Below are 26,059 nucleotides of genomic sequence, written 5' to 3' on the forward strand. Positions count from 1 at the left end.
GCAAGAAGGGAAGACAGATGGTCAAGGTGGGTATCGTTGGCGGCACCGGCTACACGGGTGTGGAGTTATTGCGTTTGCTGGCGCGTCATCCACAGGCAGAGCTGGTGGCGATTACGTCGCGCAAAGAAGCCGGGATGCCGGTCGCGGACATGTTCCCCAATTTGCGCGGCCATATTGATTTGAGATTTTGCGACCCGCAAGAGGCCGGTCTGGATGAATGCGACGTGGTGTTTTTCGCCACACCCAACGGTATTGCCATGCAGCAGGCACGTGAATTGCTGGCAACTGGTGTGCGTGTCATTGACCTGGCGGCGGATTTCCGCATTCAGGATATCGAGGTATGGCAAAAATGGTACGGCATGGAGCACGCCTGCGCTGATCTGGTGGCGCAGGCAGTGTACGGTCTGCCCGAGGTGAATCGCGAGCAGATCAAGACTGCGCGGCTGATTGCGAATCCCGGTTGTTATCCCACGGCGGTGCAACTGGGCTTTTTGCCATTGCTGGAAGCAGGTCTGGTGGATGAACGCTACCTGATTGCCGATGCCAAATCGGGGGTCAGTGGTGCAGGCCGCAAAGCCGAGGTGGGCGCGCTGTTTGCAGAGGCGGGTGATAATTTCAAGGCCTATGCCGCCTCGGGTCATCGCCATTTACCGGAGATTAGCCAGGGGCTGACGCGCTATGCCGGCACACCGGTAGGCCTGACTTTTGTGCCGCATCTCACGCCGCTGATTCGCGGCATTCATGCCACGCTATATGCGCGCCTGACCGGTGAGGCCGATTTTCAGGCATTGTTTGAGCAGCGCTATCAGCATGAACCGTTTGTGGATGTGCTGCCATTTGGCGCGCATCCGGAAACCCGTTCGGTACGCGGTGCCAACACCTGCCGTATCGCGCTGCATCGCCCGCAGGGCGGCGATATGCTGGTGATTTTGGCGGCGATTGATAACCTGGTGAAGGGCGCATCCGGTCAGGCTGTGCAAAACATGAACATCATGTTTGGTTTGCCTGAAACCCTGGGACTGGAACTAATCGGCCTGTTACCTTGACCAACGACTAGCCATTGACGTAAGCATATGTCCTGTCCATAATGAAGGACGAAATTTCCAAGTTTAAGGAGTAAGCCATGAATGCCATGACCGAAATGCCCAGCGTGCTTGTCTTTACCGACAACGCTGCCAACAAGGTGAAACAGTTGATTGAAGAAGAAGGCAATCCTGACCTGAAACTGCGTGTATTCGTCACGGGTGGCGGCTGCTCCGGTTTCCAGTATGGCTTCACCTTTGATGAAGTGATGAATGAAGACGATACGCCGATGGTCAAGAATGGCGTGACGCTGTTGATTGATCCTATGAGCTACCAGTATCTGGCCGGTGCCGAGATTGATTACCAGGAAGGGCTGGAAGGCGCGCAGTTTGTGATCAAGAACCCGAATGCCACATCCACATGCGGTTGTGGTTCTTCGTTTTCTGCCTGAGCTGGTATTTTCTGAAAAAACAGGCGGTCACATGACCGCCTGTTTTTTTGCCTAGGCCAGCGCTAGGCAGGGTATATCGCGCCCAGCACACAGGGATGGCGCGCGCCGGTGACTTCAGTCAAATTGCCCGGCAAACCCAGCAGTGTCTGCCGGGCCAGCCAGGCAAAGGCATGCGCTTCGAGCCAGTCAGGGCTAATCCCTAACGTGTCTGTGCAGGCAAGCAGTTTGCCCGGAAGGGCTGTGCGTAACGATTGCATGAGCGCAGTATTGCGCGCGCCGCCGCCGCAAATGTAAACCTCTTGTGCGTTGGGGCAATGCGTTTCAATGGCATGGACTATGCCGTAAGCAGTCAGCTGCAGCAGCGTTGCCTGTACGTCCTGCGCCGATTCATCGCCCGACAGATGACTGGTGAGCCAATCCGGATTGAATGCCTCGCGGCCTGCACTTTTCGGCGCTGGCGTCGAAAAAAACACGTGCGCCGCAAGCTTTTTCAATAACTTGGGAAGATACACTCCTCCTGCGCCCCATGCGCCAGCGTGGTCAAATTGCTGGCCGGTATGGCGCTGGCACCAAGCGTCCATGAGCAAATTTCCAGGACCGCAATCAAAACCGGTGATTTTTCCGCTGGGCGGCAAATCCGTCAGGTTGGAAATGCCGCCAATATTGACGATGACGCGATGTATCGCAGGGTGGTGCAAGGCGGCTGCATGAAAGGCGGGAACGAGCGGCGCACCTTGCCCGCCGGCGGCAATATCGCGGCTGCGGAAATCCGCCACCACCGCTATGCCCGTGAGTTCTGCGAGCAAGCCGGGATTGACCAGCTGTGTCGTGTAGCCTGCATCAGGTCGATGTCTTACAGTCTGGCCGTGGCAGCCGATAGCATCAATTTTGTCCGGTGCAGTAGCGCTTTCGGCCAGTAATCTGGATACCGCCTGGCTGTATAGCCCGGATAATTCATTGGCCAGCAAGGCGGCACGGTGGAGTTCGTTATTGCCAGGGAAATGGATCGCCAGCAGCCTCTCGCGCAATGGCTCCGGATAGGGCAGATACGCCGTGTGAATGAGCTGACCGGCGGACTGGCCGGCATCAAAATGCACCAGCGCGGCGTCGACACCATCCAGGCTGGTACCGGACATGAGTCCGACGAAATGTGTTGAACCGGTCAACTTGACGGGCGGTTATTCCAGCGCGGCCAGATTGGTACCGTTCAGCAAGTCGAGCCTGGCGACCAGTGGCTGGGTGGTGCTACGGAACATGGGCTGATATTGGGCCGAGATCGGGAAGGTATAAGGGATTTTTGCGGTAAGCGGATTTACCGCCACGCCCGCAATGCGGAACTCAAAATGCAGATGGGGACCGGTAGCCCAGCCGGTGCTGCCAACATAACCAATCACGTCACCCTGGTGGATTTTTTCGCCTTTGTGCAGGCCCTTGGCGAAGGCTGACAGGTGGCCATAGGCCGTACTGTAATTTCCGTTGTGCTGCAGCAGGATAAAATTGCCGTAACCCCTTTCCTGGCCCACAAAAGCCACCACCGCATCGGCGACGGCCTTGATTTTGGTACCCGTGGGCGCCGCATAATCCACGCCTTTATGCTGGCGCCATTGTTTCAGGATGGGATGGTAACGCATGCTAAAGCCTGAGGTGATCCGGGAGAATTCGATCGGGGAGCGCAAGAAGGCTTTTTTCAAGGATTTGCCGTCGGGGGTGTAGTACCCGCCCTTGCCATTGGGCTCCTGGAAGTAGACAGCCCGGTAGGTCTGGCCATCGTTGGTAAACTCGGCTGCCAGTATGCGTCCGGTCATGACTGGTTCGCCGTTGTTGTACAACACTTCGTAAACAACCTTGAACTGGTCGCCACGACGCAGATCCTGGTGAAAGTCAATGTCGGTGGAAAACAGGTCAGCCATTTGTGTGGCAATGCTGTCGGGTATGCCAGCAGCATCCGTGGCACCAAACAATGAACTGCGAATTTCGCCGGATTTCATGACGGTTCTGGTTTGCAGCGCAGCCTGCTGTTGCGATACCGTAAAATTTTGTTCCTGTCTGGAGATTTGCAACAACGCGCCAGTAGAACTGATATGTCGTAGCCATAGCAGTTCGCCGGAGTCGCTCGTCTGCGCCTGAATACGCTTGCCGGGTTTGATTTGCGCGAGCGCGCGCGTAGCTTCCGGGTTGCGCAGAAAGCGTGCGATTTCTTCGCTGGACACGCCGAGGCGATCGAGCACTTTGGCCACGGTATCGCCGGATTCAATACGCTCGTCACGCCAATATGCTGCCGTCGGTATGGAATTGTCGGCTTGGATTACAGTTGCTGGTACTGTCAGATTCTCAATAACGGTTCTGACCGGGATCCGGTTTGTGTCGGTTTGTGGGGCAACACCGAATGCGGCAATGATGCCGAAAAGGGGCAGGGTGGAAGCAGCAACAAGCCAGCGCAGACGTATTTTACGTGCCTGCAATTTGTCTGCATGCGTTAAACTTACTGCCTTTTGGTTTGCCATTGTGCCAGCCTTTCCATACAAATCAACGCGAGAGCTTAACAGATTAGGGACGGAGCGGAAAGTGCGGTGATCCGGTTCATGATTCGCAATATGCACATATAGCGGTCAATAGGCAGATAGCTTTAATTTATACATATCGATGAAAATACACTCGAGGCGGTAATGATTGATTCAGAAATACAGGAAACCCTGCACATTATCCGGCGTGGGTGCGATGAGCTGATCGTGGAGCAGGAGCTGATAGACAGGTTGCGCGCAGGTAAGCGTCTGCGCGTAAAGGCTGGTTTTGACCCAACCGCACCCGATCTGCATCTGGGCCACACGGTGCTGCTCAACAAACTGCGCCAGTTACAGGATTTGGGGCATCATGCATTATTCCTGATTGGCGACTTCACCGGCATGATTGGTGACCCTGCTGGTAAAAATGCCACGCGTCCGCCATTGACGCGCGAGCAAGTGCTGGAAAATGCTAAATCTTATACCGATCAGGTATTCAAGATACTCAAGCCCGAGCAAACTGAAGTGGTATTCAACTCCACCTGGATGGATAAGCTGGGGGCGGCAGGTATGGTCAGGCTTGCGGCAAGCCATACTGTAGCGCGTATGCTGGAGCGGGATGACTTCCATAAACGTTACAAGGGCAACCAGCCTATCGCCATTCATGAGTTTCTATACCCGCTGGTGCAGGGCTATGATTCTGTTGCGCTCAATGCGGACTTGGAGCTGGGTGGTACGGACCAGAAATTCAACCTGCTGATGGGGCGTGAACTGCAGAAACAGCATGGACAGGCGCCGCAATGCATCCTCACCATGCCGCTACTGGAAGGTCTGGACGGCGTCAACAAGATGTCCAAGTCGCTGGGTAATTATATAGGCATCACAGAAGCGCCCTCGGAAATATTTGGCAAAATCATGTCGGTGTCTGATGAACTGATGTGGCGCTATATCGAGTTGCTTTCTTTCGAATCCCTGGAAACCATAGCGGGTTGGCGGGCCCAAATAAGTGCCGGTGCGAATCCTCGTGATATCAAGGTGCGCTTCGCCCAGGAAATTGTGGCGCGTTTTCATGGCGCTGCGGCGTCTGACCAGGCGCTAAACGATTTCGAGGCGCGCTTCAGGCAGGGCGCCATCCCTGATGTGATGCCGGAGATATGTTTGCAGGCCAATAATGGCGGTCTGTCCATTACGCAGGTGCTCAAGCAGGCTGGGCTCACCGCCAGCACTTCCGATGCCATGCGCATGATCGAGCAGGGCGGGGTCAAGATGGATGGTGAAAAACTTAGCGACAGAACGCGGGTCTTAAATGTGGGGGCATGCGTTGTGCTGCAAGTTGGAAAACGTAAATTTTCCCGGGTAACTATCACCTAACATATTGAATTTAAAACTTCTCGCTTGGCATGATGTACTTTTTATGAAAAAAACGATTGACGGCGTGTTTTAGGGCTGTATAATTCGCATCTCGTTGTTGGTCTGCATGCACAAAAAACAGATTAAAATCATTAAGTTATTAGCGTTTTGTGAAAGCTTTTGAGTTCTGGATTTTGAAAAATTTTGTTGACATGTGGATTTAAGCAAGTATAATTCGCACCTCGCTGTTTGAGGCGAGCAAGCAAGAATGACATAGGCATCACCGCTCTTTAACAACAAGACAACCGATAAGTGTGGGTATTTGCGATGGGTGCTGGAGTTTTGAAGCCGGGATATTGGTGGAGAGGCGAAGGCCAAAGTAAAATTGCAAGTGCTCAGACTTGAAGTAGTAATAAAGCTTTGAGAATGAGCGACCGCGGTTTGATTGGGTTTACGGACGCAATTGGATCGCACACAGGAATTAAACTGAAGAGTTTGATCCTGGCTCAGATTGAACGCTGGCGGAATGCTTTACACATGCAAGTCGAACGGCAGCACGGGTGCTTGCACCTGGTGGCGAGTGGCGAACGGGTGAGTAACACGTCGGAACGTATCCATTAATGGGGGATAACGCAGCGAAAGCTGTGCTAATACCGCATACGCCCTGAGGGGGAAAGCAGGGGATCTTCGGACCTTGCGTTATTGGAGCGGCCGACGTCTGATTAGCTGGTTGGTGGGGTAAAGGCCTACCAAGGCGACGATCAGTAGCTGGTCTGAGAGGATGATCAGCCACACTGGAACTGAGACACGGTCCAGACTCCTACGGGAGGCAGCAGTGGGGAATTTTGGACAATGGGCGCAAGCCTGATCCAGCCATTCCGCGTGAGTGAAGAAGGCCTTCGGGTTGTAAAGCTCTTTCGGCAGGGAAGAAACAGTTGAGGCTAATATCCTTGACCAATGACGGTACCTGAAGAAGAAGCACCGGCTAACTACGTGCCAGCAGCCGCGGTAATACGTAGGGTGCGAGCGTTAATCGGAATTACTGGGCGTAAAGCGTGCGCAGGCGGTTTTTCAAGTCTGATGTGAAAGCCCCGGGCTTAACCTGGGAACTGCGTTGGAAACTGAAAGACTAGAGTGCGGCAGAGGGGGGTAGAATTCCACGTGTAGCAGTGAAATGCGTAGATATGTGGAGGAATACCGATGGCGAAGGCAGCCCCCTGGGTCGACACTGACGCTCATGCACGAAAGCGTGGGTAGCAAACAGGATTAGATACCCTGGTAGTCCACGCCCTAAACGATGTCAACTAGTTGTTGGGGAGGGAGACCTCCTTAGTAACGCAGCTAACGCGTGAAGTTGACCGCCTGGGGAGTACGGTCGCAAGATTAAAACTCAAAGGAATTGACGGGGGCCCGCACAAGCGGTGGATTATGTGGATTAATTCGATGCAACGCGAAAAACCTTACCTACCCTTGACATGCCAGGAACTGGCCAGAGATGGCCGGGTGCCCGAAAGGGAACCTGGGCACAGGTGCTGCATGGCTGTCGTCAGCTCGTGTCGTGAGATGTTGGGTTAAGTCCCGCAACGAGCGCAACCCTTGCCATTAGTTGCCACATTCAGTTGGGCACTCTAATGGGACTGCCGGTGACAAACCGGAGGAAGGTGGGGATGACGTCAAGTCCTCATGGCCCTTATGGGTAGGGCTTCACACGTAATACAATGGTCGGTACAGAGGGTTGCCAACCCGCGAGGGGGAGCCAATCCCAGAAAGCCGATCGTAGTCCGGATTGGAGTCTGCAACTCGACTCCATGAAGTCGGAATCGCTAGTAATCGCGGATCAGCATGTCGCGGTGAATACGTTCCCGGGCCTTGTACACACCGCCCGTCACACCATGGGAGTGGGTATTACCAGAAGCAGGTAGCTTAACCGCAAGGAGGGCGCTTGCCACGGTAGGATTCATGACTGGGGTGAAGTCGTAACAAGGTAGCCGTAGGGGAACCTGCGGCTGGATCACCTCCTTTCTAGAGCAAGCCTGTTGTAAATATCCACACTTATCGGTTGTTGTTGTCGAACAGGAAACGGAAGCGAGATCCAGGACCCGGGCAGTGTCCCAGCCTGAGTCAAGCATCTTTGACCAGATCCTGCACACCGGGTCTGTAGCTCAGTTGGTTAGAGCACACGCTTGATAAGCGTGGGGTCGTTGGTTCAACTCCAACCAGACCCACCAGATTAAGCGACGGGCGTAGCTTGGTTCATTAAACCTTGAGAAGCAAGCAGTGCAAGGCGCGAATCGTCGCCGTGTGCTAGTTGCACACAAGACGATGAGCCACGCAGCAATGCGCCGGTTATCAGGGCTTAATGGGGGATTAGCTCAGCTGGGAGAGCACCTGCTTTGCAAGCAGGGGGTCGTCGGTTCGATCCCGTCATCCTCCACCAGGTTTCGTGTGAAGTGGCCATGAAGCGTCAGGTGTAAAGTGCGCGCGCTTTAGACCTCACTCTTTATGAGTGGAGCTGTTCTTTAAAAAATCGGAAGAAGTAAAGTGTTTATTGCCGGCCGGGCAGCGAGAGATCGCTACCTGAAGGGCGGTAGACAATGGGTTTTGATTGTATCGACCGGTTCAGGCTTAGTCGGCCTGGATCGGGTAGCAAACGCTTATTAACCTGTAGCTTTTATGCTCTCGCGAGAGAGGCTTAAGGTTATAGGGTCAAGCGACTAAGTGCATGTGGTGGATGCCTTGGCGATTACAGGCGATGAAGGACGTTGCAGCCTGCGAAAAGCTGCGGGGAGCTGGCAAGCAAGCTTTGATCCGCAGATATCCGAATGGGGAAACCCACCCGCAAGGGTACCCTGAGCTGAATACATAGGCTCAGAGGAGCGAACCGAGCGAACTGAAACATCTAAGTAGCTCGAGGAAAAGAAATCAACCGAGATTCCGCAAGTAGTGGCGAGCGAACGCGGAACAGCCTGCAAGATTTAGCGCACACGTTAACAGAACAGCCTGGAAAGGCTGGCCAGAGAGGGTGATAGCCCCGTACGTGAAAACCTGTGTGTGGAACCAAGCTTGCGACAAGTAGGGCGGGACACGAGAAATCCTGTCTGAACATGGGGGGACCATCCTCCAAGGCTAAATACTCGTAATCGACCGATAGTGAACCAGTACCGTGAGGGAAAGGCGAAAAGAACCCCGGGAGGGGAGTGAAATAGATCCTGAAACCGCATGCATACAAACAGTGGGAGCCCCTGCACAAAGAGTCTTCGGGGTTCTTTCGAGGAGCGCGCAGCGCGACTCAAAAGAACTTAAAGATGAAATAGATCTTTGGGCAGGTAAAGAACCCGGAGGGTTCTTCGTGCAGGGGTGACTGCGTACCTTTTGTATAATGGGTCAGCGACTTACGTTCAGTAGCGAGCTTAACCGAATAGGGGAGGCGTAGGGAAACCGAGTCTGATAAGGGCGATAGTTGCTGGGCGTAGACCCGAAACCAGATGATCTATCCATGGCCAGGATGAAGGTGCGGTAACACGCACTGGAGGTCCGAACCCACTAATGTTGAAAAATTAGGGGATGAGCTGTGGATAGGGGTGAAAGGCTAAACAAATCTGGAAATAGCTGGTTCTCTCCGAAAACTATTTAGGTAGTGCCTCAAGTATCACCTTCGGGGGTAGAGCACTGTTATGGCTAGGGGGTCATCGCGACTTACCAACCCATTGCAAACTCCGAATACCGAAGAGTGCGAGCTTGGGAGACAGACATCGGGTGCTAACGTCCGGTGTCAAAAGGGAAACAACCCAGACCGCCAGCTAAGGTCCCAAAGACACAGTTAAGTGGTAAACGATGTGGGAAGGCATAGACAGCCAGGATGTTGGCTTAGAAGCAGCCATCATTTAAAGAAAGCGTAATAGCTCACTGGTCGAGTCGTCCTGCGCGGAAGATGTAACGGGGCTCAAACTGTGCACCGAAGCTGCGGATATGCATGCTCCTTTAAGGGCATTTAGGGCGAAAGCTTGTCGCACGCAGTGCGACAAAGCGTTCCCCAAAGTTGCGTTAAAGGGCTGACAAGTGCGTTTAAAGGAGCATGCATATGGTAGGAGAGCGTTCTGTAGGCCGTTGAAGGTGAGGTGAGAACCTTGCTGGAGGTATCAGAAGTGCGAATGCTGACATGAGTAGCGATAAAACGGGTGAAAAGCCCGTTCGCCGAAAGCCCCAGGTTTCCTGTGCAACGTTCATCGGCGCAGGGTGAGTCGGCTCCTAAGGCGAGGCTGAGAAGCGTAGTCGATGGGAAACAGGTTAATATTCCTGTACCGGCCTTGAATGCGATGTGGGGACGGAGAAGGTTAACTCGGCCAACTGTTGGAATAGTTGGTTTAAGTGTGTAGGCAGATTCCTTAGGCAAATCCGGGGGGTCAATGCCGAGGCATGATGACGAGGTGCTACGGCACTGAAGTGAGCGATACCCTGCTTCCAAGAAAAGCCACTAAGCTTCAGTTCAAGGACGACCGTACCGCAAACCGACACAGGTGGGCAGGGTGAGAATCCTAAGGCGCTTGAGAGAACTCAGGAGAAGGAACTCGGCAAATTAACACCGTAACTTCGGGAGAAGGTGTGCCCTTATTATGTGAAGCGACTTGCTCGCGGAGCAGAACGGGGTTGCAGTGAAAAGGTGGCTGCGACTGTTTAATAAAAACACAGCACTCTGCAAACACGAAAGTGGACGTATAGAGTGTGACGCCTGCCCGGTGCTGGAAGGTTAAGTGATGGGGTGCAAGCTCTTGATCGAAGCCCCAGTAAACGGCGGCCGTAACTATAACGGTCCTAAGGTAGCGAAATTCCTTGTCGGGTAAGTTCCGACCCGCACGAATGGCGTAACGATGGCCACACTGTCTCCTCCTGAGACTCAGCGAAGTTGAAGTGTTTGTGAAGATGCAATCTACCCGCGGCTAGACGGAAAGACCCCATGAACCTTTACTGTAGCTTTGCATTGGACTTTGAACATACTTGCGTAGGATAGGTGGGAGGCGTTGAAGCGGTATCTCCGGATATCGTCGAGCCACCCTTGAAATACCACCCTGGTGTGTTTGAGGTTCTAACCTGGGTCCATTATCTGGATCGGGGACCGTGCATGGTGGGCAGTTTGACTGGGGCGGTCTCCTCCCAAAGCGTAACGGAGGAGCACGAAGGTATCCTAGCTACGGTCGGAAATCGTAGCGATAGTGCAATGGCAAAAGGATGCTTGACTGCGAGACTGACAAGTCGAGCAGGTGCGAAAGCAGGTCATAGTGATCCGGTGGTTCTGTATGGAAGGGCCATCGCTCAACGGATAAAAGGTACTCTGGGGATAACAGGCTGATTCCTCCCAAGAGTTCACATCGACGGGGGAGTTTGGCACCTCGATGTCGGCTCATCACATCCTGGGGCTGTAGCCGGTCCCAAGGGTATGGCTGTTCGCCATTTAAAGTGGTACGTGAGCTGGGTTTAAAACGTCGTGAGACAGTTTGGTCCCTATCTGCCGTGGGCGCTGGAAATTTGAAGGGACCTGCTCCTAGTACGAGAGGACCGGAGTGGACGGATCTCTGGTGTACCGGTTATCACGCCAGTGGTATCGCCGGGTAGCTAAATCCGGAAGAGATAAACGCTGAAAGCATCTAAGCGTGAAACTCGCCTTGAGATGAGATTTCCCGGGGGCTAGACCCCCCTGAAGGGTCGTTCGAGACCAGGACGTTGATAGGCTGGGTGTGGAAGTGCAGTAATGCATTAAGCTTACCAGTACTAATTGCCCGTGAGGCTTGACCCTATAACCTTAAGTGAAGTAACAAGCTTAGGTTAATACAGCGCAGTACAATCAAAACACGCAACACCCCTTTACTTCTTCCCGATTCCGGGCGTTGGTTGACCTCAAAATCACCCGCGTCCGAACAGCTTACGTCTGACGACCATAGCGTCCTGGAACCACCCCTTCCCATCCCGAACAGGGCCGTGAAACGGGACAGCGCCGATGATAGTGTGGATTACCCATGTGAAAGTAGGTCATCGTCAGACTCCTCTACCCAAAACCCCCAGGTGAATAACCCGGGGGTTTTTTATTTTTGCGCCAACACAATTTCTGATGCTCCTGCCCTCTCCAGCAGGAGGCGACGAAGCACTTCTCCGGCTAGCATGAGGCCGAAAAGTGCCGGCATGTAGCTGATGGTGCCGTTGATGGCGCGCGCACGGCCAGGACCATCTACGGGTTGAGGAGGCAATGGTGCGCTGGGTGCTTCATCGGAGAATACCGTTAAGACCCCATTTTTGATGCCGTGACGCTGAAGCCGTTTGCGCATGATGCGCGCCAGCGGGCACATCTCAGTCTGGCTGATGTCGGCCAGCTTGATCCTGGAAGGGTCGAGACGGTTGCCCGCACCCATGCTGGAGGCAACGAGCAGGCCGCGCTGCAGGCTACTCTGCACCAAAGCTACTTTGCAATTCAGTGAGTCGATGCAGTCAATCACGTAATCAACGGTTTGCGGTACGTACTCATTAATGTTGTCTGGTGTAAGGAAAACACGATGGATGGTCAGTTGGCAGGCGGGGTTAATGTCCATGATGCGCGCCTGTATCAGTTCAGCCTTGAATTGCCCAAGCGTGGAAAGCAGTGCAGGTAACTGGCGGTTGATATTGCTCGTGGCTACCAGATCATGATCCACCAGCGTGAGCTTGCCCACGCCTGCACGTGCCAGGGCCTCCACGCAATAAGAGCCGACGCCGCCCAGCCCTGCGACAAAGATGTGTTTGCCGGCAAGCAGTTGCAAACCAGCGGCACCCAGCAGGATGTGGGTGCGTTCGAATTGTGGTGGTATGGTCATTTACCCGCCTGAATGCGTGCAGTAGCAGTGTCGTTAAGTTGATATATCCACTTGATGATGAAAGGTGGCACTACGGTGGTCAATGCGATAACAATCAGCAGCGCGGCATAGACTTGCGCGTCCAGAATGCCATTGGCAAAGCCGAGCTGGGCGAAAATCAAGCCCACCTCGCCGCGCGGGATCATGGACAGACCAATCACCGTCTGCTGCAGGCGCGGCTCATTGATCAGAAAGCCGGCAACCAGTTTGCCAGTGACGGCGACTACTAGCAACGAGGCAGACAAACCCCAGACGAAGGCCGACGACCAGTCCACCTGGTTGAGGTTGAGCGAGACGCCTACCATCACGAAGAACAGCGGCGTGAAGGTATGGATCAACGGCCGCATCTGGCCCTCCAGGCGGTGGGCGAGTTTCGGACTGGGAGCGAAAATCCGGTTCAGGTAAGCGGAAAACGGGATGTGCAGCCGTTCGGTGAGGGTGACGCGGAAGTGTTGTCCCATGGCGATGCCGGCAGCAAATCCCCCCATGATCTCGGGTGCGCCGATGGCATGTGCAAAATAGCTGAACAGCATGATCAGGCTCAGTGCCATGGTCAGCAATAGCCCCGGCGAATTGCTGCGGCGGTCGAAATGGTCGATGATGAAAGCCATGAGTTTGGCGGCAAACGGCGACAGCAGCATGAACAGGATGATGTAAGCGCCCACCTTGCCGGTCGCCGCCAGTGACATTTCTCCGGAGGCGGCAAACTGGTAGAGAAAAGCGAGCAGGATGACGCCGACGATGTCATCCAATACCGCAGCGCCAATGACGATTTGCGCCTCGTCACTGTTGCGGCGTCGCAGGTCGGTCAGCACGCGCACGGTAATGCCGATACTGGTGGCGGTAAGGGTGCCGCCGATGAACAGGCTGGTCAGCAGTGACATGCCAAATAACTGGTGGCTGACCAGGTAACCGAGTCCGAACGGGAACACCACGCCGGCGATTGCCACGACAATGGGTTTGGAGCCGGCCTTGGCGAGGCGGAACACGTCGGTATCCATGCCCACTTCGAACAGCAGCAAAATGATGCCGATTTCCGCCAACAGCTTCATGGTGGCGTCCGGGCTGACCAGCCCGAGCAAGGACGGGCCAATGATGAGGCCGGCGGCGAGTTCGCCGATTACCGCCGGAACACCGATGCGTATCGCCAGCTCGGATAAAAACCGCGCCGCCAACAATAAAACAGCGAGGGTGAGAAAAAAATTATGCGCTTCCATGTTGAGAAATCGTTTCCAGTCGAAGAGACAAAGCAGTGCTGGCGTTATTTGAAGTTATACGCATGACGACATCCAGCGTGATGCCGCGCAGATCGGCAAGCACAGCGGCCATGCGCGGGAGTTGCTCAGGGCTGTTGCGTTGCGGATGTAGCCAGGCTGGTGACATGTCCGGCGCGTCGGTTTCCAGCACGATGGCTTCGAGCGGCAACTCGGCTGCCAAACGGCGCAAATTCGAGGCCCGAGTATAAGTCATGGCGCCGCCGAAGCCCAGTTTTAAGCCAATACGGATGAATGCCTCCGCCTGCTGGCGGCTGCCGCTGAAGGCGTGGGCGATGCCGCGCCGGATGCCGAAGCGGCGCAATTGCTTCAATACCTGGTCGTTGGCGCGACGGCTATGGAGTAATACCGGCAGGTCGAAATCGCGGGCGATTTTAAGCTGCTCGGTGAAGTAGTATTCCTGCGTCGCCACATCCAGATTCGGCACGAAAAAATCCAGCCCGATTTCGCCGATAGCCACGGGGCGCTGCCGCTCAATGGCGGCGCGCAGCAAGGCGAGGTGTTCCGGCAGGTGTGCGTGGATATACATCGGATGCAGCCCCAGCGCCGGCACGCAGCCGGGATAGCGCTGGCTGACAGCCAGTACGGCGTTGAAGTTGGCATACTGCACCGCCGGAACAACAATGATCTGGACGCCTGCCGCGTGGGCCAGTGTTGCCACTGTGTCGCGGTCAGCGTCGAACTCGGCCGCATCCAGATGGCAGTGGGTATCGATGACCATTTGTTACGCCTTCATGTAAACGTGCCGCCAGCTTGAAAAATAACGGGATGGCACGTCAACCCGCGTCCGGTTTTGTGGGCTCATTCCAGGAGGCGATATGCAAGGATGGCGCTGAACCATCCTTGGCTTGTCCGGGATAGATGGTCATGTGCGGGTAGGGTATCTCGATACCGTGCTGATCAAAGACCTGTTTCAGCCGGCGCAGAAATTCCCGGCGCACGCCCCATTGCTCAAGCGGCAGCACCTTGAAGCGGCAGCGGATAATGACTGCAGAATGGTCCCATTTGTCGACTCCAGCCATTTCCATGTCTTCCATGATTTTAGGACCGATGGTCTCGTCCTTGCGCAAATTTTCTCCTACCTGGAGCATCAAATTCATCACCGCGTCGGTGTCTTCCCGGTAAGCAACGCCGACATCGATCACCGAGTAGGCGAATCCTCGACTCATGTTAGTGACCGTGGTGATAATGCCGTTGGGAATGAAGTGCACGTTGCCGTCGTAGTCGCGCATCTTGATATAGCGCAGCGTTACTTCTTCTACCAGCCCACCCTTGCCACCCGCCTCTACCACATCGCCTTGCCGTACCTGGTTTTCCAGCAGCAGAAAGATGCCGTTGAAGTAATCCTTGATCAGGCTCTGCGCAGCAAATCCGACTGCGAGGCCGAGTACTCCGGCGGTAGCCAGGATCGGTGCGATGGAAACACCCAACTCGCTCAAAACCACCATGCCCGCGACCACATAAATAACCACTGACGAAATATAGCGGAATACCCGGCTCAGCGTTGCGATGCGCTTGAGCTCTTCCGGATTGTTGTCCGTATGGCGTGTCGAGTAGATCTGCAACATCCGGATGGCCTTCGTCGACAAGCGCAGCAGTATCCAGGCCAGGACCAGGATTAACAGGATATGCAGTGCCGATTGGGACAGGTGCAGCAATTCCTTCAAATCGGTTGTGCCGGCCATGTTGATGAGTGCTTCCATTGTTTTCATGACATTGTCATAAAGGCGCCCTGAATTTACTGCTCCGCTGCGATCCTGGCTGCCAGGGGGCGGAATTGCAAATGGTAGAACATGTCCAGATAGCGCGCAGTTTCCTCCCGCTCCAGGCCGCTGACAAACTTCCAGAAGCTGTAGATGCGTGACAAGGTCATCATGCGTTCAGCATACAGTTTCCAGGTGTAGCGGGCTTCGATTCGGGCCAGCGCGCCCCGCGACAGGCGCTCCCATTCATGCGGGTCGGCCGTGCAGCGGGCAAGAAAATCCGCCATCTGCTGCGCTGCGCTGGTGGCGTCGTTGGGATCGATATGGAAGCCTGAGTGATTGTGCTGGATGATTTCCAGGGGGCCGCCGTGGCAGGTGGCGAAGGTGGGCAGACCTGATGCCATGGCCTCGATGATGGTCAGGCCAAAGGCTTCGAACAGCGCCGGTTGTACGAAAATCCCGCGGCGATCCGCGACATAGCGGTACAGTTCCCCCGCCAGATTCTTGTCCAGGCGCATGCCCAGCCAGCGCATCTGTCCGTCCAGGCCATGTTGATCCATGAGTGCATGCATGCGCCGGATCTGTGCCTGCTCCTCGTGGTCAGCAGACTGGTTCGGGTCGATGTAGCCACCGATGACCAGCAGATTGGCGCGGTCGCGTAAATCCTGCGAGGCTGCATACCACTCCACCAGACCGGTCAGGTTCTTGATACGGTCCAGACGTGCCATGGTGAAGATCAGGGGCTTGGTTTTTTCCGTCAGTACTCCGCGCGCCTGGGGGATGGGCGTCTCACCAAAAATCATGGTTTCGAGTTCCGTGATGAGGCCGCGGAGGCGGCGCTCGCTATCGCTATAGGGAAAGTAGACTTCCGCATCCGCTCCCGGCGAAACGATGTTGAACTTCGGGTCGAACGGGTCGATGCCATTAATGACGCGATACAAGCCTGGCATGGTGAAAGCATGATAGCTTCCGTATTGACCCACCGTCTCTTCCGTGCCGGCGATCTCCTGATAGGTGCTCGCAATGATGAAATCCGCCGCATTCATGGCGATCAGATCCGCGGTGTACTGGCAGGAGAAGTGGTACTGAGCATCGTTTTCGCGCCAGTAAAGATCGGAATGGAGGTATTTGGTTTTTTCCAGGGCATGCGCGATGTTGCACTGGGGCACCCCGAGGCGCTGACTGAGCAGGGAAGCCACCAGATTGCCGTCGGAATAGTTGCCGATGATCAGGTCGGGGCGGCCGCCCAGTTCCGCCAGGGCTTCCCTTTCCACGTCGTGGGCGTAGTCTTCGAGATAGGGCCAGATCTCGAAGCGCGAAATCCAGTGCCGCACGATCGCGCCATTTTTCTTGTGGAAAGGCACCCTCAGGATCCAGGTATTATCGCAGCCACTGACCTTTTCCATGCGCTGGTTGCAGGTGGTTTGTCCGGCGTCAGGAATAAGGCGGCTGACAATCACGATCTTGGGTTCCACCGGCACGCCCTGGCGTGCCATGCGCGCGCGCATTTCCCGTTCCAGAGCGCGCACCTGGTCGAGGATATACACCACCTGCCCCCCGGTGTCTGGCAGGCCCAGCACATTGTCCTGGCCGAAGTAGCCGTGGGGGGAAAGAATCAGCAGGCGCGAGATCATGGGAATGCGCGCCAGCAACGCTTCCAGGGCAGTGGGCGAAGGTGCTTCCAGAATGTCGGCGAGCAGGCTCATGGTGTCGGCCACGCGCGCGGCATTGTCACCCCAGCCGGGCGCGAAGCCCTGCCTGCCCAGCTTTTCGGCCAGATCGGACCATGGCGTGTCTTCGCTCACCTTTTCCAGTTCTGTCAGAACACGCCGCAGCGCCGTGCGCAGCCCGTTCGTATCGCGAAAACCGCCATTGATCATCAGTTGCTGGCCGTCGATGGCGCGGGCACTGAGAAAATGCAGCAGCTTGTCCGCGCCTTCCTGTGGCCGGTTGAACATGTCGCTGGATAACTGCCGGTTGAGAAAGCTCATGCCCTGGCCTATGGAGCGTGGCTCCTTGAGTCTGGGGAAACCGCGTCCGAAAGGGCCGAAGTCGATTTCCAGCATGGGCGGCGCCACCGCGGTGGGGTCGATCTGCAGTTCTTTGAACTGCAGGAATTCCGAGGTACTCACCTGTTCGGCCACCACAGACTCCCCATGTATGCGCAGATAGGCCAGCTGGCCTCTCCCGGGACGCACAGCGAAATAAGCCCAGGGTGCCTGAAAAACGCCTTCCTGCAGGCGTTGCACGAAATGGCCGAGAGGTGATGCCGCCAGATCGGCCAGATTGTGCTCTGAGTCCAGGGCTGTGAATTCCGCGCGCAGGTCGGACTGCAGCAGAAACGGACGGTTTTGCGCAAAATAGCGTCTAAGCAGGGTGTAGACGGCATCGCGGTCATGGTGGGCGAAATCGTTTAATTCTTCGATCATGCCAGGGCCTCCTTTTCTAATTGCGGGTTTGCTTCGTGGTCGAAGCCATAGTGCTTGAGGCCTTCCACGATGCCGCTGGCGCAGTGGCCGCGCGCGAAATAGATCTGCTCCTGACCGCGCAGGATTGCCAGCTCGGGACTATGGTTGCCAACTACCACACCGAGCGTGTCGCCCACCAGCATTTCTTCGTCGTTGCCGGAGTCTCCGGCCACCAGAAAACACCTCAGCGGCAGCGCCCACTTGTAGGCCAGGTAGCGGATAGCCAGGCCTTTGGAAGCCCGCACCGGCAGTACATCGAGGAATGCCGCGTGGGAATAGATAAGCTTGGCGTGCAGGTGGTGTTGATGGAGGCGGCGATAGATTTCTTTGAGGGGCGGCATCATTCCGGGCTTGACATTGTAGCTCAGCTTGAATTCGCGCTGGTTTTCCTGAGCCTGCAATTCGAGGGCGGGGATATCGGCCAGCGCATTGACGAGGGCATCGCGACGCCACAGGTGACGGATATGGTTGGTCCAGCCGCTATCGGGTCGCAGCTTCGGTCCATAATTTATTTCGCTGCCCACCGAGGTGATCAGCACGTTGGGTAGCGGGACGCGCCACTGTTTGAGCACCTTGACCGCGCTATCCAGCGTGCGGCCGGTGGCAATGCCAAAGCCGACCGATCCGGCATGTTGCCGCAGCCAGGAGACCAGTTCCTTGAGACCTTCCCTGTCGCCGATCAGTGTGTTGTCGATATCGCAGACCAGCATTCTGCGCACCAGGGGCATGGGGGATTTGTCGGCATGCTGGGTAAACGCGAGCTGGCGGCGCAGACGCTTGCGGTCGCGCCGCAAGAGGTGGCGCACCGCTTGCATGTATTTCGCCACGTGGGCATCCCAGCTGTAATGGCGCTTGACGCCGAGCAGGCCATTTCTGGCCCACTGACGCCACTGTTCCTTGTTGGCCAGCGCTTGCTCCAGAGCAACGGCGATGGCGTCGGGATCGAGGGGATTTGCCAATAACCCGTTGCGGCAATTTGCCACGATGTCGCGGGGGCCACCGTCCTCGGTGGCGACGAAGGGCAGACCGCTTGCAGCCGCCTCGATCAGGGTCAGGCCGAAGGGTTCGGTCAATGCGGGATTGACGAACACGCCGCGGCGCCGTGCCGCCAGGCGATACAGTTCCGGCACATCAGCGGGCGCATGGTGCCTGGGAATCGCTACCTTGCCCCATAGATCGTAGCGGTCAATATCGAACAGCAGGTCGCCGAGAACTTTCCGCTGCGCGTCATCCAGGGTGCGGATGTCGTCCCGGTTGCCCGCCACGATCACCAGATTAGCCATTTGCTGCAATTGCGGATGGGTGCCGTATGCCGTCACCAGCCCTTGCAGATTCTTGCGCGTATCCGGCCGGCAAATGGCCAGGATCATGGGCTTTTCCGGATGGGTGAGGAAACGCTTTATCCTGTCGGCAATATGCGGGTCAGGAGGGAGGCGCCCGGAGGGAGAAAAACGCGATGTATCGATGCCCGGCGGGATAACGACGCAGCGACGCGGGTCGTGATTCTGGTACATGCCGTATTGATCCTCGATTTCCTGGCGCGTGCTGGTTACCACCAGCGCAGCATGCGCCAGCACTTCCTCTTCCACGGCAATGCGGCGCGCCAGATTGAACTGGCGCTCGATGGCCTGTTCTTTGCGACCGCTTGCCAGCAGTTGCGCGCGTTTCGGGCGGCCGAGCGAATGCCCGGTATGAATCTGGGGAATGCCCAGCAGCAGGGACAGCTGTTGTCCTACGTAGCCGGCGTCGGCGTAGTGGGTGTGAATCAGGTCTGGCAAACGACCCTGCTGACGCAGTAGATGCAGGCAGCGGTCAACCATCTGGTCGAGATGCGGCCACAGCAATTCCTTGCGCAGATAGCGCCGCGGGCCGAAAGGCAGGCGCAGGATGCGCGCTCCGGACCCGATCTCTTCCTCGGCCTGTGCATAGTCCGGTGATACTGCCGGGTCTTCGATCTGGCGGGTCAGCAAATCCACTTGTTCGACCTCACGATGACGGCTCAATGTACGTGCCAATTCGACTACGTAAGTGATTTGTCCGCCCGTATCGGCGTCGCGTCCCAACTCCATATCCTTGCCTCGAACCAGGCCGTGCACGCTGATCATCAGGATGTACAGCGGGGATTTGCTCCTGATTGCACTGTTTGTCATATCTTCCACTGTTCCAGAAACGGGGCATAGAAGTCCTGGTCAGACGGGATTGCCCCGCGTATCCCGCACAGCGCGGCGGCAAAGGCATTGGCACGTGACAGGCTGAGGGCGACCGGCCAGCCTAGCAGGCTGCCGACGATAAACACGGCAGTGAAGCCATCCCCGGCGCCTACAGTGTCGACCACCTGGATGTGTTTTTCTGTACCGTCGACGTGCACCTCTGTGGCGTCGGCGTTGAGTTGCCAGGCGCCGTTCGCCCCACAAGTGACCAGCACGCGCTGCAGAGAGAATTGATGGACCAAGGCGTTTGCTTGCTGTTGCGCGCTTTTGCCAGGCAGGCGCAACTGAGCTGCCAGCACTGCCAGTTCATCCTCGTTCATTTTCACGATGTCTGCGCGTTGCAGGGCGCGTCTTACCGTTGGCAGGTCATACCAGGGATCGCGCAAGTTGATATCCAGCATGCGCGGCGCGTCAATGCTCTGCAGCAAGGTATGCAGCGCGCGCCGAGAGACCTTGTGGCGCTGGGCCAGGGTTCCGAAATAGACCAGTTCCGGCTGCGTGGACAGGGCGATCATGCGCGTCACACCGGCATGAATGAAATCGTAGGCCTGGCCGGGCAGAATCTCGAAGCTGTGCCTGTTTTGTTCCATGTGCACGACTACTTGTCCGGTCGGGTGCGCGGGATCGCACTGCACCCCTAACGTGTCCATGTCAAAACGGTCCATTGCAGCGAGCAGTTCTTCCCGCATTGCATCGTTGCCGGTGCGGGTGATCAACACCGGGTGCAGGCCAAATGCCCGCAGATGCCGGGCAACGTTGAACGGGGCGCCACCCAGCACGGTGCGGTCCGGGAATACGTCTGCCAGAACCTCGCCGAACAGCGCCACGGTACTTGCCTGATTTGGCGGCATTGATGGCAAATCCGGGAATGCTGTTTTTGAAGTGCTCATCAAGAGTTGGGATGCCGCTGAGCCGGGTGAACAATTGAGCCGGGTATGGGCGTGATCTCCTGTCTGGTTCGATTTAGCTGCCAGCATGTTGCAAGCGGCGCTCAACATGAATCCGGGAAGCCGGCCGGAGCAGCTCAAAGAGAGAGCAGTGAACTGGACATCAGGAGGGTGGGCTTTCGCATATCACCTGTTGGGTGAATACTGACTCAAATTCGCTGCTTTTCCGTGCTCACTGTGACTCCCGTGGTTAGTGCCGTTTTCCGGGTGATTTATCGCCCTCCTGTGCAGGTGCATGCATCACCTCCTCAGCGAGCGGTTCCAGCCCGGCGTTTTCATCCTTGATGTCGAGTACCCCTACCAGGTGGGTGAGATGGTTGCCCAGCCCATCCAGTATTTCGTCAGGCAAGGAATTGAGTGCCTCCATGAGCACCCCTTGTGCTGGTCGCGGCGCCCGATTCACAACCTCAAGCCCGGCGGAAGTGAGATAGAGTCGCACCACGCGCTGATCCGGCCCGCCACGCTCACGGCGCAGGAAGCCTCTTTTTTCGAGCTTGTCGACCAGGTTGCTGGCTGTGGACTGGTGAATGGTCATGGCTTTGGACAGATCGCCCACCCTCAGGCCGGGCGAAACCAGCAGTTCCCACATGACCCAAAGCTGTGCGCCGCTCACCTGGCACTGCTTCTCGACCCAGGCAGAATGTTTCTGGACAGAGCGGAACACCACCCGGAAAAGCATCAGAACGTCTTTGACCTGCGTCATTCTGGGTTTCCTGGCAGGAGTGGATTCCTGACTGGACAGGGATTCGCCTTGATGAGATTCTCTGTGTTTCATTTGTACAAATTATATGTGCACAAAACAATATAGGCAAGTTTAGACGCCTTTTAGATACGGCGCGTCTATTTATTCATTAATAATGAATGCGGAATCAACAGGTAGGTGTCGAGGTGGGAATTGAGCAGATGGGCGCTGAATAAAAGCAGGCTGGCTCAGCCTGTGCGCCTGGGCAGTTGATCCGTCCAACAGACCCATGTTGCCCGATGGTCGGGTCTGGTTTCCCGGTACCAGCCTAAAGTAGACGAAACCGGGGACACGTCAAACCGGGTGGCCAGGATGCGGTCCTGGCTGGCGAGGATGTCGCCGTAGCGCGCAGCCTGGTACCGGCAAAACCGATCAGCGCCACGCACAGGATGAATTGCAGCCAGATCATCCCGGAGCCTCCAGTGCGACCAGCTGTTGTAACAATTTGCGCACCGCTGCGGGAATTGCGGCACTCAGCGCGTCGCGTGGTGCCAGCCATAATTGCTCGGCCTGCTCGACGCGGGGGAAAAGGCGTGTCACGTCGAGCAACAGGGGCGCGATGTGCAGGCGAAAATGCGTGAAGCTGTGCCTGAGCGCTGGCAGGTTTGCAGCTGTTGCTACCTCCATGCCAAGATGGGTACGGCAATGGTGGGCAAGGTCGGTTTCCATGTCTGCTTCGGGCAGGCTCCAGAGTCCGCCCCAGATGCCGGTGGGTGGGCGTTTTTCCAGCAGTATTTCGCCTGCGTGGCGCAGGATGAGCATGCGGGTGGTCTTTTGCAGTGTGATTTTTTTCGGGCGCGACGTAGGCAGTCGGGCGACGCTATCGGTTGCCAGTGCGACGCAACTCGAGCCTAGCGGGCAGCTGGCACACCTGGGTTTTGCGCGGGTGCACAGCGTGGCGCCAAAATCCATCAGCGCCTGGGTGTAAGTGTTCACTTGATGCGCCGGCAGCAAGGATTCAGCCAGCAGCCATAATTCGGTTTCGGTTTTTTTCGCGCCGGGGTGGCCCGCTATGCCGAAATGACGAGTGAGTACACGCTTGACGTTGCCGTCCAGTATGGCACAGTGTGCCCCGTACGCAAATGCAGCGATGGCGGCAGCGGTGGAACGGCCGATTCCAGGCAGGGCAATAATGTCTTCAATATATTCGGGAAATGCACCGCCATGCCGCTCCATCACCAGTCGCGCCGCCGCATGCAGGTTGCGTCCCCGCGAGTAATAGCCGAGCCCGCTCCACAGTGCGAGCACTTCATCCAGAGGGGCATCGGCGAGCCGGGCGAGGTTCGGGAAGCGCTCCAGAAAACGCAGGTAATAAGGGATCACCGTGCCCACTTGGGTCTGTTGCAGCATGATTTCCGACAGCCAGATACGATAGGCGTCGCGGGTGCCCTGCCAGGGTAAATTGTGGCGGCCGTGGGCTTTTTGCCAGCGGATCAGGTGCTGGGCGAAGTCGGACATGGGGGAAGGTCTGAACGAGTTGGTTCGACCCAGTGTAGCTGGCACTGACGGGCGCTTCAAGCAGCTATTGAGCAGTATTCAGGCAGTGACGTTTTGCAGGTTGAGAATGAGTTTCTCGACTGCGCGCTCAGTCAGCGGGGCGGCTTCGACTATGCGTGCTTCTTTGTCGCGCAGCCGTGCAGCCAGACGTGGCAAGGCTATGGTGAGGGCATCCATCCCCTCGTTATTGGTAAACAGATAAATGCCGCGCATCGAGCTCACCCACGACAGCCGCGCCAGACGCATGCCGTCGTCGTTGTGAAATTCCAGCCAGTCGCCTTTTTTCAGGCTGTGTGCCAGATTGGTGTATTCGTCTTCTGTCCGGTCGTCGTCGGCTGCATCGAGTTCAAAGCGCTCGGCGCTAACAGGTAGTGACGCGCCGCCTGTTTCAGTGGGTGCAGCGCGCCCTGCGGCGGGGCTGTCCGCCATCGCGGATGCGTGCAGATCGCCTGATTGCAGCTCCTGCTGTAGCTGCAGGCCTGCCTTGACCGCCGCGGCGTGGCACGTCACCAGCCGCGAGAACACGACTTCACGCTCGGTGGGGTCAATCTGGGCACTATTCATGCCTTCACGCAGATGTTTGAGCAGGTCCGGCAACATGATGACCAGTGATAAACGGTCTTCGGTGTTGCGTTTTGGTTTAACGCTCCACACCAGATCCTGCATGGTTTGCAGACTGGTTTTCCAGGCCTGGCTGTGCGCCCCCTGTTCTGCAAAGGCATGGCTCAGCACCTGTTGCCAGGGGCCATCCAGAAACTCGCGTATCGTATCAGGAAGCTGCAAGCCCGCTGACACGCGTCTGATTTCGTCGGCAACGACGACTTTGGCAATTTCGGCACGTTCCGCCGCTTGTATATTTTGCGCTGATTGTTCTATAGCCGATTCTGTCTGCGACCGGTGTGTCGCCAAAAATTCCAGCAAGTCGTCGAGCAGGGTAGTAAAAATCCCTACGTCTTCGGAGAAATCCGCCAGGATGGATTGCACGGTGCCGTCGAGTTTATCGAATAGCCGGGTGTTGTATTCCCCCGCATCGTGCCAGCCGATGGAAGCGGCAGCAATCTCATCCAGCAGGCGCCGTGCCGGATGCGCTTTTTTTGAGAAAAACTGCTTGTCCAGCATCGCCACCTTCAGCACCGGGATCTGCAGGCGGCCAATCAGCGCCTTGAGCTTGTCCGGTATGGTGCGGTCATCGAAGATGTAGTCAAACAGCATGGCCACGATATCGATGGTGAATGCGTCCACATGGCTGTCGACCATGACCAGACCGGCCGCGCGGATGTCGCGCAAAATGTTGGCTGTGCCGGATTGTAATAAGCCGGTATCGAAACCCGGCATGGCGCCGAGTGACGTACCCATCACGCCATGTTGCAGATGGGTGAGCGCGCTGATGGGGCTGGCCGCCGACGAGTGCGAAGCGGCAGGCAGGGCGCCGCCTGCAGGCGGCGAGACGCCGCCCGACCCGGGCGCAGCAGCTCTCCCGACCAGCTGTTGCAGCAGCGTAAAAATATCTTGTTGACTGGCTGTTTCTGTTTGAGCCATGCCAGTGCTGCCGGTGGTATGGCGTGGACGGTCCTTATGCCCGGCGAGGCCGACGCGAATCGATGGCAGGATATCCTTGCCGACCAGGAACTGATTCAGCTGCTGATATATTTTGGGCAGGTCGCGCGCAATTTTTTGTCCAAATTGCTGCAGTAGTACCAGCTTGATCTGGGAACCCACTTCGAGTTGTTCGCAGGCAGCAAGAAATGCCTGGCAGACAGTTTTGGCGCCAAGTGGATTGCGTTCATCCCTGGCTTGCGGGTCATGCAGCAGGGCAGAAATGCGTTGATCCAGCGCCGCCAGCTCCTCTATAGAATCAAACCGCAGGCGGGCGGCAGCTTTGCTCAGGGCCAGCGACTGTTCGAAATCCTCCTCGTCCACCAGCGCCAGTTCCATACTCAGTCCGCCCGGTTTGGCCTCGCTGCTGCCCGATCCGCCGTTCCTGATCTGGCGCTCGAAAGATTCGATGAAATGCTTGCGCAGTGCAAGCGTAAGCGCATCGCCGCGGTTATGCACAATACCCTGCGCGGCATAGTAGAGGTTGCGGGTTTCCAGTGTAGGGGACTGATCCGCATGAGCCAGCAGGCTATCTTCCACCTGCGCGCCTTTTTCCTGCCAGGCGTGGCAGACGGCTTCAATCGTCTGGTCGCGACACGCGTGCAGCAGGGCGAGCGCCTCCGCAGCCGTCAGTGTCTTGCGCGACCTGTCGAACTGGTTGAGATTCACCACATTGCGTTGCAGCGTGTCCGTCATGACGTTTGTCCTTCAGACGAGGTTGCGGACGCAAATGACGGCAGCGCCCGGATAGGCGATGCGATGCTGAATGGCGGGAGCGATAACCCCGCATTTGGCAACCCCGTTGTCATGGTGCCTGAGCCCATCAGACGGGAAATTTTGCGTCTCCGCCTTGCAGCGGATTTACCCTGGCAAATGTATGGTTCGTCGTGAGATGGAATGCATCTGTAACGGGTAGGCAGGTTTCATGCCCGTCGCATTGGATTACGGCAGCAATTCTGGGAACTTTAGGGTGGCATCTGGAGCGGGCGATGGGAATCGAACCCACGGCTCTAGCTTGGGAAGCTAGGGTATTACCATTATACGACGCCCGCTATGGTAAAATTGCAAACGCATCATACTTGAATTGCCAGGGTATTTGAAGTTGATCGAACTCACCATTAACGGCGCGGCCAAACAATTTCCGCAGCCACTCAACCTTACCCAGCTGATAGCCGGTCTGGAATTGGCTGGCAAACGCATCGCCATCGAACGCAACGGCGAGATCGTGCCGCGCAGTCAGTTCGACGCTGTGGCGTTGGCATCCGGCGACCGGCTGGAAATCGTGGTCGCTGTCGGCGGCGGTTAGTCTGCCATCTTCGCGCCTTGCATCCATCACGAATACACGGCAACGTAAGTCCAAGTTATTCATGAACGAGCCCTGAAGCTTGGCGCATCCTGAACCCTACTTTCGAGAACCCA

General features: G+C 56.5%; 16 protein-coding genes, 3 tRNA genes, 3 rRNA genes and 1 riboswitch. Of the genes, 9 read left to right on the forward strand and 13 right to left on the reverse strand.

Features of this window, described 5'->3' with window-relative positions; translation table 11 throughout:
- Nucleotides 1-17: 17 nt before the first annotated feature.
- Both argC and erpA read left to right on the forward strand, forming a co-directional pair.
- Nucleotides 18-1,046 carry an N-acetyl-gamma-glutamyl-phosphate reductase gene (argC, locus tag GZH91_RS02755; protein WP_147074407.1) on the forward strand — a complete coding sequence of 343 codons (1,029 nt, stop codon included), beginning with the start codon at nt 18-20 and terminating at the stop codon, nt 1,044-1,046.
- Nucleotides 1,047-1,123: 77 nt separating this feature from the next.
- Nucleotides 1,124-1,474: an iron-sulfur cluster insertion protein ErpA gene (gene erpA / locus GZH91_RS02760; RefSeq protein WP_124704664.1), complete on the forward strand. Its 351-nt coding sequence runs from the start codon at nt 1,124-1,126 to the stop codon at nt 1,472-1,474.
- Nucleotides 1,475-1,536: 62 nt separating this feature from the next.
- Here erpA and GZH91_RS02765 read toward each other — a convergent pair whose 3' ends face one another.
- Both GZH91_RS02765 and GZH91_RS02770 read right to left on the reverse strand, forming a co-directional pair.
- Nucleotides 1,537-2,640 (reverse strand): anhydro-N-acetylmuramic acid kinase, encoded by a 1,104-nt coding sequence (locus GZH91_RS02765; RefSeq protein WP_147074394.1) that lies wholly within the window; start codon nt 2,638-2,640, stop codon nt 1,537-1,539.
- 12 nt (nt 2,641-2,652) lie between these two features.
- On the reverse strand, nt 2,653-3,978 hold the full coding sequence (locus tag GZH91_RS02770; RefSeq protein ID WP_147074396.1) for an OapA family protein: 1,326 nt from the start codon (nt 3,976-3,978) through the stop codon (nt 2,653-2,655).
- 162 nt (nt 3,979-4,140) lie between these two features.
- Between GZH91_RS02770 and tyrS the strand changes: the two genes are divergently transcribed.
- The 6 genes from tyrS to rrf all read left to right on the forward strand — a co-directional run bounded on the left by tyrS (nt 4,141) and on the right by rrf (nt 11,361).
- Complete coding sequence (tyrS, locus tag GZH91_RS02775; RefSeq protein ID WP_371860382.1) at nt 4,141-5,346, forward strand: tyrosine--tRNA ligase; 1,206 nt, start codon at nt 4,141-4,143, stop codon at nt 5,344-5,346.
- A gap of 462 nt (nt 5,347-5,808) precedes the next feature.
- Nucleotides 5,809-7,347, forward strand: a 16S ribosomal RNA gene (locus GZH91_RS02780).
- Between the two features lie 129 nt (nt 7,348-7,476).
- Nucleotides 7,477-7,553 (forward strand) — tRNA-Ile (locus GZH91_RS02785).
- Nucleotides 7,554-7,686: 133 nt separating this feature from the next.
- A tRNA-Ala gene (locus GZH91_RS02790) sits at nt 7,687-7,762 on the forward strand.
- A 267-nt stretch (nt 7,763-8,029) separates the two neighbouring features.
- A 23S ribosomal RNA gene (locus GZH91_RS02795) occupies nt 8,030-11,116 on the forward strand.
- Between the two features lie 131 nt (nt 11,117-11,247).
- Nucleotides 11,248-11,361: ribosomal RNA gene (rrf, locus tag GZH91_RS02800) — 5S ribosomal RNA — on the forward strand.
- The 16S, 23S and 5S rRNA genes sit together here with 2 tRNA genes alongside, the layout of an rRNA operon.
- 41 nt (nt 11,362-11,402) lie before the next feature.
- On the opposite strand, the gene GZH91_RS02805 is transcribed toward rrf, so the two are convergent.
- From GZH91_RS02805 to GZH91_RS02855, 11 genes are all read right to left on the reverse strand, one after another.
- Nucleotides 11,403-12,164, reverse strand: a complete 762-nt coding sequence (locus GZH91_RS02805; RefSeq protein WP_161984160.1) for a tRNA threonylcarbamoyladenosine dehydratase — start codon at nt 12,162-12,164, stop codon at nt 11,403-11,405.
- The gene (locus tag GZH91_RS02810) at nt 12,161-13,420 is read right to left on the reverse strand and encodes a cation:proton antiporter (RefSeq protein ID WP_147070573.1); all 1,260 of its coding nucleotides are present in this window, start codon (nt 13,418-13,420) and stop codon (nt 12,161-12,163) included. Before GZH91_RS02810 ends, GZH91_RS02805 begins: the two co-directional genes overlap by 4 nt.
- Entirely contained in the window at nt 13,407-14,198 is a 792-nt protein-coding gene (locus GZH91_RS02815; RefSeq protein ID WP_147070575.1) for a TatD family hydrolase, read from the reverse strand. The genes GZH91_RS02810 and GZH91_RS02815 overlap by 14 nt, the downstream gene beginning before the upstream one ends.
- Nucleotides 14,199-14,253: 55 nt before the next feature.
- Nucleotides 14,254-15,180, reverse strand: a complete 927-nt coding sequence (locus GZH91_RS02820) for a mechanosensitive ion channel family protein (RefSeq protein WP_147070729.1) — start codon at nt 15,178-15,180, stop codon at nt 14,254-14,256.
- A 35-nt stretch (nt 15,181-15,215) separates the two neighbouring features.
- A complete protein-coding gene (locus tag GZH91_RS02825) occupies nt 15,216-17,609 on the reverse strand; it encodes a sucrose synthase (RefSeq protein ID WP_147070578.1) in 2,394 nt (797 codons plus the stop codon).
- Nucleotides 17,606-19,798 (reverse strand): HAD-IIB family hydrolase, encoded by a 2,193-nt coding sequence (locus GZH91_RS02830; protein WP_147070580.1) that lies wholly within the window; start codon nt 19,796-19,798, stop codon nt 17,606-17,608. The genes GZH91_RS02825 and GZH91_RS02830 overlap by 4 nt, the downstream gene beginning before the upstream one ends.
- Nucleotides 19,795-20,709, reverse strand: a complete 915-nt coding sequence (locus GZH91_RS02835; protein ID WP_147070582.1) for a carbohydrate kinase family protein — start codon at nt 20,707-20,709, stop codon at nt 19,795-19,797. The genes GZH91_RS02830 and GZH91_RS02835 overlap by 4 nt, the downstream gene beginning before the upstream one ends.
- A 286-nt stretch (nt 20,710-20,995) precedes the next feature.
- Entirely contained in the window at nt 20,996-21,508 is a 513-nt protein-coding gene (locus tag GZH91_RS02840; RefSeq protein WP_147070584.1) for a MarR family winged helix-turn-helix transcriptional regulator, read from the reverse strand.
- Between the two features lie 444 nt (nt 21,509-21,952).
- Complete coding sequence (gene mutY, locus GZH91_RS02845; RefSeq protein ID WP_147070586.1) at nt 21,953-23,005, reverse strand: A/G-specific adenine glycosylase; 1,053 nt, start codon at nt 23,003-23,005, stop codon at nt 21,953-21,955.
- A 78-nt stretch (nt 23,006-23,083) separates the two neighbouring features.
- A complete protein-coding gene (locus tag GZH91_RS02850; RefSeq protein WP_147070588.1) occupies nt 23,084-25,336 on the reverse strand; it encodes a DUF1631 domain-containing protein in 2,253 nt (750 codons plus the stop codon).
- 93 nt (nt 25,337-25,429) lie between these two features.
- Nucleotides 25,430-25,516: riboswitch (cyclic di-GMP riboswitch) on the reverse strand.
- 102 nt (nt 25,517-25,618) lie between these two features.
- Nucleotides 25,619-25,692 (reverse strand) — tRNA-Gly (locus GZH91_RS02855).
- 50 nt (nt 25,693-25,742) lie between these two features.
- Here GZH91_RS02855 and thiS point away from each other — a divergent pair.
- Nucleotides 25,743-25,946 (forward strand): sulfur carrier protein ThiS, encoded by a 204-nt coding sequence (gene thiS, locus GZH91_RS02860; RefSeq protein WP_147070731.1) that lies wholly within the window; start codon nt 25,743-25,745, stop codon nt 25,944-25,946.
- The last annotated feature ends 113 nt before the right edge of the window (nt 25,947-26,059 follow it).

Origin of the sequence: Sulfuriferula plumbiphila (assembly GCF_009938015.1) — a bacterium.
Taxonomy (GTDB): domain Bacteria; phylum Pseudomonadota; class Gammaproteobacteria; order Burkholderiales; family Sulfuriferulaceae; genus Sulfuriferula; species Sulfuriferula plumbiphila.

Excerpts from the sequence above, each read along its gene's own strand:
- mutY (WP_147070586.1), bottom strand. The coding sequence starts at position 23,005 with ATGTCCGACTTCGCCCAGCACCTGATCCGCTGGCAAAAAGCCCACGGC.
- GZH91_RS02850 (WP_147070588.1), bottom strand. The coding sequence starts at position 25,336 with ATGACGGACACGCTGCAACGCAATGTGGTGAATCTCAACCAGTTCGAC.
- GZH91_RS02815 (WP_147070575.1), bottom strand. The coding sequence starts at position 14,198 with ATGGTCATCGATACCCACTGCCATCTGGATGCGGCCGAGTTCGACGCT.
- GZH91_RS02805 (WP_161984160.1), bottom strand. The coding sequence starts at position 12,164 with ATGACCATACCACCACAATTCGAACGCACCCACATCCTGCTGGGTGCC.
- GZH91_RS02820 (WP_147070729.1), bottom strand. The coding sequence starts at position 15,180 with ATGGAAGCACTCATCAACATGGCCGGCACAACCGATTTGAAGGAATTG.
- GZH91_RS02825 (WP_147070578.1), bottom strand. The coding sequence starts at position 17,609 with ATGATCGAAGAATTAAACGATTTCGCCCACCATGACCGCGATGCCGTC.
- erpA (WP_124704664.1), top strand. The coding sequence starts at position 1,124 with ATGAATGCCATGACCGAAATGCCCAGCGTGCTTGTCTTTACCGACAAC.
- GZH91_RS02810 (WP_147070573.1), bottom strand. The coding sequence starts at position 13,420 with ATGGAAGCGCATAATTTTTTTCTCACCCTCGCTGTTTTATTGTTGGCG.
- GZH91_RS02835 (WP_147070582.1), bottom strand. The coding sequence starts at position 20,709 with ATGCCGCCAAATCAGGCAAGTACCGTGGCGCTGTTCGGCGAGGTTCTG.
- tyrS (WP_371860382.1), top strand. The coding sequence starts at position 4,141 with ATGATTGATTCAGAAATACAGGAAACCCTGCACATTATCCGGCGTGGG.
- GZH91_RS02770 (WP_147074396.1), bottom strand. The coding sequence starts at position 3,978 with ATGGCAAACCAAAAGGCAGTAAGTTTAACGCATGCAGACAAATTGCAG.
- GZH91_RS02830 (WP_147070580.1), bottom strand. The coding sequence starts at position 19,798 with ATGACAAACAGTGCAATCAGGAGCAAATCCCCGCTGTACATCCTGATG.
- GZH91_RS02840 (WP_147070584.1), bottom strand. The coding sequence starts at position 21,508 with ATGACGCAGGTCAAAGACGTTCTGATGCTTTTCCGGGTGGTGTTCCGC.
- argC (WP_147074407.1), top strand. The coding sequence starts at position 18 with ATGGTCAAGGTGGGTATCGTTGGCGGCACCGGCTACACGGGTGTGGAG.